Source organism: Thiocapsa sp. UBA6158 (assembly GCF_002423035.1).
GTDB lineage: Bacteria > Pseudomonadota > Gammaproteobacteria > Chromatiales > Chromatiaceae > Thiocapsa.
This window is the reverse complement of sequence record NZ_DIUM01000118.1, coordinates 32603-42208: the sequence shown is the minus strand read 5'-3', so window position 1 is coordinate 42208 and position 9606 is coordinate 32603. Positions and strand designations below refer to the sequence as shown.

Below are 9606 nucleotides of genomic sequence, written 5' to 3'. Positions count from 1 at the left end.
TGCCGGTGCGGCGGCGATCGCCTGCGTCGACGTGATGGTCGGTCTGGGTATCCGGCGCGAGCACGTCTTCATGGTCGATTCCAAAGGCGTGATCTACGAGGGCCGTCCGGGCGGATACGACGCCTCCAAGGCCCGCTATGCGCAGCAGACAGAGGCACGCACCCTGGCCGACGTGGTCGACGGCGCCGATGTCTTTTTGGGTTGCTCCGCACCCGGCGTGCTGACCGTCGAGATGGTGAAGACCATGGCCGATCGGCCCGTTATCCTGGCCCTGGCCAACCCCGAGCNNCCCAATCAGGTCAACAACGTCCTGTGCTTCCCCTATATCTTTCGCGGTGCACTCGACAGCGGCGCCACCAAGATCACGGCGGAGATGAAGCTCGCCTGCGTTCGTGAGATCGCCGATCTGGCCAAGAGCGAGACCAGCGCCGAAGTCGCCACGGCCTATGTCGGACAGGACCTGGTTTTCGGTCCTGATTATCTGATCCCCAAGCCCTTCGACACGCGCCTGATCCTGCGCATTGCGCCCGCCGTGGCCCAAGCCGCCGCCGACTCAGGTGTGGCCACGCGCCCCATTGCCGACATGCAGGCCTACAGGGAGAGCCTGACGCTCTTCGTTTACCAAACAGGCATCCTGATGCGCCCGGTCATCAATGCCGCCAGGGCCCTGCCCGACGCCAGAAAGCGCGTGGCCTTCGCCGACGGCGAGGACGAACGCGCCCTGCGTGCCGCCCAGATCGCGCTCGACGATCGCCTGGCTCGGCCTATCCTGATCGGACGTCCGGCCGTGATCCAGGCCCATATCGAGAAGGCTGGCCTACGCATGCGTCTCGGAGAGGATGTGGAGAACGTCAACCCCGAGCAGGATCCGCGCTTCAACCAGTACCGGGACCATTACCACCGCCTCATGGGCCGCAACGGCGTCACGCCCGAGGTGGCCAAGGCGGCGGTGCGTCGCTCCAACACCATCATCGCCTCGCTGATGGTCGCCCTGGGCCACGCCGACGCCATGATCTGTGGTCTGGCGGGCAGCTACGAGACCCATCTCGAGCGCATCCACAGCATCATCGGCCTGCGGCCCGGCGTGAGCAATTACGCCGCACTCAACGCGCTGATGACCGAGCGCGGCGGACCGCTCTTCATTGCCGATACCTACGTAAACGAAGACCCCGGCGCGGAACAGCTGGCCGAGATTGCCTGGATGGCGGTGCAGGAGATTCAGCGCTTCGGCCTGCCGCCGAAGGTGGCCTTTCTGTCGCACTCGAGCTTCGGCTCATCCAAGCGTGCGTCGGCCAAAAAGATGCGTCTGGCGCGTGACCTCTTCGTGGCCAGTCACCCCGAGATCGAATGCGACGGCGAACTGCACGGCGATGCCGCGCTGGAAGAAGACATCCGCAGCCGTTATCTGGCCGAAACCACCCTCGGCGGCTCGGCGAACCTGCTGATCTGTCCGAACCTCGATGCCGCCAACATCCTCTACACGGTGCTCAAGACCACCACCAGCGGTGGCGTGACCGTGGGTCCGATCCTGATGGGGGCGGCCGCGACGGCCTGCATCCTCACCCCCGCCGCCACCGTGCGCCGTACCCTGAACATGACCACCCTAGCCGTGGCGAGCGCGGCCGCCGCAAGGGATTCAGCGGTATCCTGATCGGGACGCGGCGGGAGTCCGTTCGATCATGACTGTTCCCCTCGCCCTCATCACCGGCGGTGCGCAAGGCATCGGTCGCGCCCTGACGCAGACCTTCCTGGCCGAGGGCTGGCGGGTGGTGGCGCTCGATCGCGATGCCGAGGCCCTCGCCGAGCTGACGGCCGATCCGGCGAGTCTCGCATTGCTCGGGCTGACGACCGACGTGGGTGAGGAGACGGCGGTCGCTGCTGGCTTCGCCGCGCTTCAGGCGTGGCAGGCGCGCGCGTGCGAGCCTGCCGGGCTGGACCTGCTGGTGAACAACGCCGGGCTTGCCGATCCGGTGAGCGGACCGCTCGAAGCGCTCTCGCTCGCGGGTTGGCGGCGCTGGCTGGACGGTCACCTGACCGGGGCCTTTCTCTGCACCCGCGCGGCCATCCCGGGGCTGCGCGCGCGCCGGGGCGCCATCGTCAACATCGCCTCGACCCGTGCCCTGCAATCGGAGCCCCACTGCGAAGCCTACGCCGCGGCCAAGGGCGGGTTGCTCGCCTTCACCCATGCCGCGGCGATCAGTCTCGGGCCGCTGATCCGCGTCAATGCGATCAGCCCCGGCTGGATCGAGACGGGGCCCCTTCAGAGGTCGGCCCACCGGCGCGCCCCGAACCACCGCACGATCGACCGGACCCAGCATGCCGTCGGGCGCGTCGGCGAGCCTGCCGATATCGTGGCGGCGGTTCGCTTCCTCGCCGGCCCGAGTGCGGGCTTCATCACCGGCCAGAATCTGGTCGTCGATGGCGGTATGACCCGGACCATGATCTATGCGGAGTGAGCTATAGAGGGTGCGTGGGCCACCTCAGCCGCCCTCGGGGGCGCACTGGTCTACCCTACCCGCACCAATGCCGGATGCCGCCGAAGCGCGGCTGAGGTGAGCCCCTCGCCGCCAGTGACGGTGAGGAGCACGCGGGCGGACCTACATCAATGCCGCGCAGGGACCGACGGGCGCTTGCTCCGGCGCTGAAGATGCCTTGATGCGGTACCGACTCGATCTGGAGGATATGCGATGACGTCGGATGTACCGCTCACCGACCTGGCGGCGCTGCGTCGTCGCTACGATGGCTTCCTGCTCGATGCCTACGGGGTGCTGCTCGATGGGGAACGTGCCCTTCCGGGGGCTGCCGCGCTGCTCGCTGACCTGGAGCGCGACGGTTGCCCGTGGCTGGTGGTCACCAACGCCGCCAGCCGGCTCCCCGAGACGCTGAGCCGGGGATTCGCCTCGGTGGGGTTGGCGATCCCGCCCGAGCGCATTCTGACCTCGGGTGCGCTGTTGGCCGATCCCGGCGTGGCCGGCGATCTCCGCGGGGTGCGCGCCCTGGTGCTGGGACCGGAGGGGTCGCGCCGCTATGCCGAGCGGGCGGGCGCCATCGTCGTGCCCTTCGAGGAGGATGTCGACGCCGAGGCCCTCATCGTCGCCGATCAGCAGGACCTGTGCTGGCCCGATCACCTGGATCTCGCGCTGAGTCTGCTGGTGCGCCGCCTCGATGCCGGCGCGCCGCTGCGGTTGCTGCTCTGCAACCCCGATCTGATGTATCCGGTGCGCCCCGGGCGGGTCGCGCTCACGGCAGGGGCGTTGGCCGCGATGCTGGAAGCGGTTATCCGCGAGCGCTGGCCCGAGCGGGGCATCGGCTTTACGCGCCTGGGCAAACCGAGCCGCGCGATCTTCGATGCGGCCTGTCGGCGGCTCGGTGCATCCCGGCCGGTCATGCTCGGCGATCAGCTCGCGACCGACATCGCGGGTGCCCTGGGTGCGGGTCTCGATGCGGTGCTGGTCGGCACCGGGCTGGCGCCGGGGACTGGGGCGGGCGGGAGTGCGGTACGCCCGACCTGGGTGCTGCCGTCGCTTGCGGAGTGATCCCTTCCGCGTGCCGGGGTGGGATCGCCCCATCACGATAGAAGGGCGCCCAGCGGGTGATCTCGAAGGGGAGCCAAAGGCCGACCCGGGTCTGGATCCGACCGTGCATGCCGGGGCCGATCAGCGCCGCCGGGGTCATCACAGCGCGCGCTCGGCCCCCAGCGCGGCCATTCGCGGGGGTCGGTCAGGATGCGCCAGAGGACGCCGGCGGGGGCTTCGATGATACGGTCGACGTGGTGCAGGGGGTCAACCCGCGATGATGTCTTGCGCGATGGCTTCGCCGCTGGCCCAAGCGGCCTCGACCCGCGCCTCGAGGCACCAGTCGCCGCCGGCGTACAGCGTGCCGGAGGGGTCGCGGACGAAGGGTTGCCCGAGCGGCACGGCGACCCGGGCGTAGAGCCAGCGATGCGCGGCGGCATGTCGGACGGTCTCCAGCGTCGCGCCGAGGCGCGCGCACAGCAGAGGCAGCATCTGCGCGACGATGGCCTCGGGATCAAGCTCCAGATGCGCGGTGCTCCAGGCCGGGCTGGCCTGCGCCACCCAACAGAGCGGCGCGGCGCGTCCGGGTTTGCTGCTGTCCTGGGCGATCCAGACCAAGGGCGCCTCTGGATCGGCCTGGCTGATGAAGGGCCGCGGGGTGTCGGGATCGAAGGCGGCCATGAGGGTCAGGCAGGGGTCGAGCCGAACCTGGGCGACCGTCCGGGTGATCGGATGCTCGGCTCCGAGCAGGCGCGCGATCTGTGGCGCGGGCGCGGTGACGACGACCCGGTCGAACACCCGCGTGCCCTCGGCAAGGGTCAGCTCCCAGCCCCGATCAGACTGACGCAGGGCCAGAACCTCGACACCCTGGTGGATCGCGATGCCACGTCCCAGCTCGGCGGCTAATCCGCGCATGCCCGGCATGCCCACGAGATGCGGGCGCTCCGACCCGCGTCGGCCCAGCGCGCGGCGGCACCGGCGCGCTCGGCCTGCTCGAGCAGGGCCTGGAAGCCGGGGGATGAGGTGGTGATGTATTGGGCGCCATGATCGAACTGCCAGCCCTCGGGGGTGCGCCGCGTGGCCAGTCGCCCACCGATGCCCCGCCCCTTGTCGAACACCACCGGCGCGTGGCCCGCCTCGGTCAGGCGCCGCGCGCAGGCGAGTCCGGCCATGCCGGAGCCGATGACTGCGATTCGCTCTGCCTCGACCATCATGTCACCCTCCCTGAGATCCGCCGAGTCGCCCCTTGGATCTTGCCGTAGGCTTGTCCGACGGTGTTCACGTTCCGGATCCTTGTCGGTCAAGCGCCGAGCGGTGCCCGGTCGATCGCCGAGAGCTCCCGATTCACCTCGAAGAGCTTGGCGTTGACGTGCGGCACACCGAAGCCGACGAGTCGCTCGGTGTGCATCGCCAGATAGGTCTCGGCGCTGGGGCGGTCGGCGAAGAGGTAGATGCCGCCGGCCTCGCCCGTCTCGGGGCTCTCGGTCCAGATCTTCCAGAGCAGGCCGGGCTCTTGGGCGATGGATGCGGCGAGACCCTGCATGGTGGCGCTCATCTCGGCGCCCCAGGGGCCCTGGAAGGGGAAGTCGATCTGTAGGAGGATGGGCATCGGGATCTCTCGTTGGCGAGGTGGACGGTTAGGTGCCGAGTCTACTGCGCAGACCCGGTTCAGACCGAGACGATGTCTTCGCCGACAACAATACATGTCTGCGCGGATGGTCGAACAGCCCTCAGTCACCGGACAGTTCGACCGGGCGCAGGTCGAAGACCAGCACCTCGGCGTTCTCCCCCTCTCCGAAGCTGATCGCTTCGACATTGCGCAGGCGGGCACCGTCCCCCGCAGTGAGGCGTTGGCCGTTGGCCGACAGCGCGCCGCGCGCCACATGGACATCGGCAAAGCGGTTCTCCGGCAGGGTCAGAACCTGCTGTTCCGGTCCATCGAACAGTCCGGCATCGACCCGGGAGTCCTGATCGACCGACAGGGCCCCCTCCTCACCCTCGGGTGAGATGATCAAGCGCAGCCTGCCGCGCTTGTCCGCCTCCTCGAAGCGCTGCCGCCGGTAACGCGGGGCGACACCGGTGCGGCTCGGGATGATCCAAATCTGCAGAAAATGCACCAACTCTCGACCGAGCGGGTGTCGATGACGACGTCCACGGCCCCGTTCTTGGCCTCCCGGTCCAGCATCAGCGTGCCCGTGGTCGTGTTGAAGCGGCTGACCTGGGTGGAGAGGCCGAAGTGGCTGTAGGAGAAGCTCGGGAAGGTGTGGGAACCGGCCACCTGGTAAGTCTCAGGAGCGGCCAGGGCGGTGGCCTAGGCGGCGACGAGGATGGCGGCGGCGGAATGTTGGCTCAGTCTGTTCATGTGTCGTCTCAGATTGCGGTTGAGGTTGTGGTTGTGGTTGGGTGATGGGAAGGGTTTGGTCGTCGGGCGTGACGGCGAGTTGAAAGTTGACCTCGACGTCGTCGGCGACGATGTCGAAGGCGAACCAGGGCCTTCGCCGATCGCGAAGTCACCCCGGCGCAGGATGAAGCTGCCCGCAAAGACCCCGGCCCCTGAGCTTTGGGCTGAAGAAGCTGGTGCCGTTGCTGCTGGAGTTTTCCCGAATCTATCCGGCCATCACCTTGGCGACGGATTTCACCGACAGCCCCCAGAACCTGGTGGAGGAAGGCAAGGACCTGATGGTGCGCATCACCGCCCGCCTGGAGCCGGGCGACATCGCGCACAAGCTGGGGACTTCGCGGCTCCAGGTCATCGCCACCCCGGCCTATCTGGCCCGCCACGGTCAGCCCCGGCATCCCGCCGAACTCGCCGGCCATGCCCTGCTCGGCTACACCCACCGGGGCGTCGTGCAGCCCTGGGCCTTCCGGATCGACGGCGAGGTGGAAACCTTCTATCTGCCGTTCAAGCTCCAGGCCAACAACGGCGAGGCCCTGGCGGCGGCGGCGGCGCAGGATCTTGGCATCACCAGCGTGCCGGACTTCGTCGCGGAGGATTATCTGCGGGACCACCGCATGGTCACCTTGCTCGAAGACTTCACGCCACCGGATTTGGGCGTTTACGCCCTGCTGCCGAGCAATCGCTACATGCCCCACCGGGTGCAGGCCTTGATCGAGTTTCTGGCGCGGCGGATGAGGTGTCCCGGTGACGACTCGGACGAGACGAAGACGACGACGGCCTGACCGGCCGCGTGATCACCGCCGCCAACGATCCGGCGAAGTGATCAGCGTCGATTGGCACAAGCGCGACCGTTGCGGGAGTTACCGAACCGGCGCGGTATCATTCGCCGGGTCGCCGGGTCGCCGGGTCCGGTGACCGTCTCGATCAACCACCTTCCTCGAGGACATCCGCGTATGCAGATCGCACTTTTTGGCGCCACCGGCGGGACCGGCCGGCAGGTTCTGGAGCAGGCCGTCGCGGCGGGTCACAATGTGACATTACTGGTGCGCGACCCCGCCAAGATCGAGGCGCACAGCGGGGTGACGCTCATCCACGGCGATGTGCTCGATCAGGAGGCGACCAGCCGTTGTGTTCAGGGATCGGATGCCGTGATCTGCGTGCTGGGCTCCGGGGTCGGCGTCGAACCGGTCGAGGCACAGGGCACGCAACGCGTCCTCGAGGCCATGCAGGCCAACGGCGTGCGCCGGCTCATCGCCGTGACCTCGCTCGGGGTCGGCGACAGTCGCGAGCAGGTCGGCGCGGATTTTCAGCAGGCCATGGACACTGTGTTGCAACCCATCATCGCGGCCAAGACGGAACAGGAGCGTCTCATTCGGGCGAGCGGACTGGACTGGACCATCGTGCGTCCCGGCGGGCTCGGCGACGGACCGCGCACCGGCGACTATCGCAGCGGCACCGATCCATCCCTGATGGCCGGTCTCGTCAGCCGGGCAGACGTGGCCGAGTTCGTCCTGCGCCAGCTGACGGATGCTTCTTACCTGCACCAATGCCCGGCGGTGACCTGAGCCGGCCGGGTCGGTTCGGGAGTGCGACGCGGGGCGGTCTGATCGCGAGGCGGCTATTCCTCGCAAGGACCGCGAGTCGGTTGCCCGAGCGCGGCTAGGGCGCTTGCGTGCCCCGCAGGATCGCTTCGAGATCGGCCTCGGTGACCGGCATGGTCAGCACGGCATGGATCCGGAAGCGCTCGGCCAGTCGCGGGACATATTGCGCCTGTTCTTTACCGACCAGCACGATGGTTCGTGCCGTCGGTGCCTGTTTGCGCAGGGCCGCGAGAAGGACGTCCAGGTTGCTGACATTGGCTCCGGCGTAGTTGTTGCCGAAGCCGTAGAAGAACTCCGCCACGATCCAGTCCGGCGAGATCGACTTGAGTGCCTGCAGCGCCTTGCGTTGCGAGGCGAGCTTGATCTGCGTGATGCCGATGCGCTGATAGAGCGCGTCGAATCGAGGATGGTTCGGGGATTCGATGATCGAGAAGAGCGTGGTCATGGGGTTAACCATCGTGCTGCAGGGAAAGTCCCGACGCTGCCCGAGACGGTCGAATGGTGCAAGCGGACGGAGACGTTGCTCTCAAAGCGGCCAACGCCACCTTTGACGCTTTGCCCCTCGGCTCGCGCACGCAAGGGCGGGACTCTTTTATCTCATGGCCTCCAGCGCCGGACAACGGCCGTACCAAAGGGTCGGTTTTCATGAGACGAGTCGCTTGGCATGCTGGCTCAGCGGCTCATCCGCGCAGGCAGGTCGCGACTCCCCCTCCCGGCAGCCTGTCGGACATGCCCCCCGGGGTCACCACATTCCAGCGCGGGGACTCCGAGCTAAGCCTGTTGAAACGCGCCGACACCGCCCTCGACCTGGCCAAACAGCGCGGGCGCAACCCGGTCGCCGCAGACACGCCAACCTAACCGATCCACCCGCGCCCGTCCGCGCGGTTGTGTCACCCTGCCCTGGTTCTTACAATCTCCGGTCAGGCAATCCCCCATCCACGGACACAGTTTTATGCAACGCCGCCAACTTCTGCAGGGCGCCGGCATCGCCGGGATTCTTTCCTCGGGGATTGCACCGACGATCCTCAAGGCACAGGCACCGATCCGCTGGCGCCTGGCCTCGAGCTTTCCCAAGTCGCTGGACACGGTGTACGGCGCGAGCGAAGCCTTTGCCGCACATGTCGCCGATGCCACCGGGGGCAATTTCATCATCTCGGTCCATCCGGCCGGCGAGCTGGTGCCGGCGTTCGGTGTGGTGGACGCGATCCAGCAAGGCACCGTGGAGTGCGCACACACGGCCCCCTACTATTTTTTCGGCAAGGACGAGACCTTCGCGCTCGATTGCGCGGTGCCCTTCGGGATGACCTCCCGCGCGATGACGGCCTGGATGTACGAGGGCAATGGTCTGGAGCTGCTGCGCGAGTTCTACGCGCCTTACCAGATCGTGAACCTCCCCTGCGGCAATACCGGCGCACAGATGGGCGGCTGGTACCGTAAGGAGGTCAAGTCGGTGGCCGATCTGGACGGGCTGAAGTTCCGCGTCGGCGGCTTCGGCGGCCGGGTGCTGGCCAAACTCGGCGTGGTCCCGCAGAACCTGCCTGCCGGCGAGATCTACCAGGCGCTGGAGAAGGGCACGATCGATGCGACCGAATGGATCGGACCCTACGACGACCTTCGCCTCGGGCTGCATAAAGTCGCCAAATACTATTACTACCCGGCCTGGTGGGAAGGCAGCACCCAGTTTTCGCTTTACATCAACGCCGAGCAGTGGAACAGCCTGCCCAAGGCGTATCAGAGCATCGTCACGACGGCCGCCGCAGCAGCGCATTCCGGTTGTCAGGCGCGTTACGACGCACGCAACCCTGCCGCCCTGAAGCAACTGGTGGCCGAAGGCACCACGCTCGTGCGCTTTCCCAAAGATGTGATGGATGCCGCATTCAAGGCGTCGCGCGAGGTCTATGCCGAGCTGGACGAGACCAATCCGCGCTGGCGCAAGGTCTTCACCGACTACAGCCGTTTTCAGGCCGAGCAAGTGCAGTGGGATGCCGTGGCGGAAAGCAACTATGCGCAATACCTCGGGGCACAGAAGCTGTAGACGGCGCCCGAGCCGTGCGCTGTTCTCAGTCTTTCTTACTCGGCCATTCTCCGTCAG

The 9606-nt window shown here is 67.4% G+C and carries 12 protein-coding genes; 6 read left to right on the top strand and 6 right to left on the bottom strand.

Translation table 11 applies throughout. The features are described from left to right. Positions 1 to 34 precede the first annotated feature (34 nt). From B4N44_RS16450 to B4N44_RS16440, 3 genes are all read left to right on the top strand, one after another. A complete protein-coding gene (locus B4N44_RS16450) occupies positions 35 to 1651 on the top strand; it encodes a phosphate acyltransferase (protein WP_422664318.1) in 1617 nt (538 codons plus the stop codon). A gap of 28 nt (positions 1652 to 1679) precedes the next feature. Beyond that, a complete protein-coding gene (locus B4N44_RS16445) occupies positions 1680 to 2456 on the top strand; it encodes an SDR family oxidoreductase (RefSeq protein WP_296703071.1) in 777 nt (258 codons plus the stop codon). A gap of 231 nt (positions 2457 to 2687) precedes the next feature. After that, positions 2688 to 3536, top strand: a complete 849-nt coding sequence (locus B4N44_RS16440; protein ID WP_296703068.1) for an HAD-IIA family hydrolase — start codon at positions 2688 to 2690, stop codon at positions 3534 to 3536. Between the two features lie 246 nt (positions 3537 to 3782). Here the strand turns inward: B4N44_RS16440 and B4N44_RS16435 are convergent, their stop codons facing one another. The 5 genes from B4N44_RS16435 to B4N44_RS19995 all read right to left on the bottom strand — a co-directional run bounded on the left by B4N44_RS16435 (position 3783) and on the right by B4N44_RS19995 (position 5793). Continuing rightward, positions 3783 to 4430, bottom strand: coding sequence for an NAD(P)/FAD-dependent oxidoreductase (locus tag B4N44_RS16435; RefSeq protein ID WP_296703064.1), 648 nt, complete (start codon positions 4428 to 4430; stop codon positions 3783 to 3785). Then, the gene (locus B4N44_RS16430; RefSeq protein ID WP_296703062.1) at positions 4418 to 4729 is read right to left on the bottom strand and encodes an NAD(P)-binding protein; all 312 of its coding nucleotides are present in this window, start codon (positions 4727 to 4729) and stop codon (positions 4418 to 4420) included. The genes B4N44_RS16435 and B4N44_RS16430 overlap by 13 nt, the downstream gene beginning before the upstream one ends. An 86-nt stretch (positions 4730 to 4815) precedes the next feature. Then, a complete protein-coding gene (locus tag B4N44_RS16425; protein ID WP_296703060.1) occupies positions 4816 to 5124 on the bottom strand; it encodes a monooxygenase in 309 nt (102 codons plus the stop codon). A gap of 121 nt (positions 5125 to 5245) precedes the next feature. Continuing rightward, positions 5246 to 5632 carry a hypothetical protein gene (locus B4N44_RS16420; protein ID WP_296703059.1) on the bottom strand — a complete coding sequence of 129 codons (387 nt, stop codon included), beginning with the start codon at positions 5630 to 5632 and terminating at the stop codon, positions 5246 to 5248. Continuing rightward, entirely contained in the window at positions 5527 to 5793 is a 267-nt protein-coding gene (locus B4N44_RS19995; protein WP_414718163.1) for a YceI family protein, read from the bottom strand. The genes B4N44_RS16420 and B4N44_RS19995 overlap by 106 nt, the downstream gene beginning before the upstream one ends. Before the next feature lie 275 nt (positions 5794 to 6068). Here B4N44_RS19995 and B4N44_RS16415 point away from each other — a divergent pair, with 275 nt between their 5' ends. Further along, complete coding sequence (locus B4N44_RS16415; protein WP_349681099.1) at positions 6069 to 6695, top strand: substrate binding domain-containing protein; 627 nt, start codon at positions 6069 to 6071, stop codon at positions 6693 to 6695. A 171-nt stretch (positions 6696 to 6866) separates the two neighbouring features. Beyond that, positions 6867 to 7478, top strand: a complete 612-nt coding sequence (locus B4N44_RS16410) for an NAD(P)-dependent oxidoreductase (protein ID WP_296703057.1) — start codon at positions 6867 to 6869, stop codon at positions 7476 to 7478. A 94-nt stretch (positions 7479 to 7572) separates the two neighbouring features. On the opposite strand, the gene B4N44_RS16405 is transcribed toward B4N44_RS16410, so the two are convergent. Next, positions 7573 to 7959 carry a hypothetical protein gene (locus B4N44_RS16405; RefSeq protein ID WP_296703054.1) on the bottom strand — a complete coding sequence of 129 codons (387 nt, stop codon included), beginning with the start codon at positions 7957 to 7959 and terminating at the stop codon, positions 7573 to 7575. A gap of 507 nt (positions 7960 to 8466) precedes the next feature. On the opposite strand from B4N44_RS16405, the gene B4N44_RS16400 reads away from it, so the two are divergent. Then, on the top strand, positions 8467 to 9549 hold the full coding sequence (locus B4N44_RS16400) for a TRAP transporter substrate-binding protein (RefSeq protein ID WP_296703051.1): 1083 nt from the start codon (positions 8467 to 8469) through the stop codon (positions 9547 to 9549). Positions 9550 to 9606 lie beyond the last annotated feature (57 nt).

Excerpts from the sequence above, each read along its gene's own strand:
- B4N44_RS16440 (WP_296703068.1), top strand. The coding sequence starts at position 2,688 with ATGACGTCGGATGTACCGCTCACCGACCTGGCGGCGCTGCGTCGTCGC.
- B4N44_RS16405 (WP_296703054.1), bottom strand. The coding sequence starts at position 7,959 with ATGACCACGCTCTTCTCGATCATCGAATCCCCGAACCATCCTCGATTC.
- B4N44_RS16445 (WP_296703071.1), top strand. The coding sequence starts at position 1,680 with ATGACTGTTCCCCTCGCCCTCATCACCGGCGGTGCGCAAGGCATCGGT.
- B4N44_RS16410 (WP_296703057.1), top strand. The coding sequence starts at position 6,867 with ATGCAGATCGCACTTTTTGGCGCCACCGGCGGGACCGGCCGGCAGGTT.
- B4N44_RS16400 (WP_296703051.1), top strand. The coding sequence starts at position 8,467 with ATGCAACGCCGCCAACTTCTGCAGGGCGCCGGCATCGCCGGGATTCTT.
- B4N44_RS16430 (WP_296703062.1), bottom strand. The coding sequence starts at position 4,729 with ATGATGGTCGAGGCAGAGCGAATCGCAGTCATCGGCTCCGGCATGGCC.
- B4N44_RS16435 (WP_296703064.1), bottom strand. The coding sequence starts at position 4,430 with ATGCGCGGATTAGCCGCCGAGCTGGGACGTGGCATCGCGATCCACCAG.
- B4N44_RS16425 (WP_296703060.1), bottom strand. The coding sequence starts at position 5,124 with ATGCCCATCCTCCTACAGATCGACTTCCCCTTCCAGGGCCCCTGGGGC.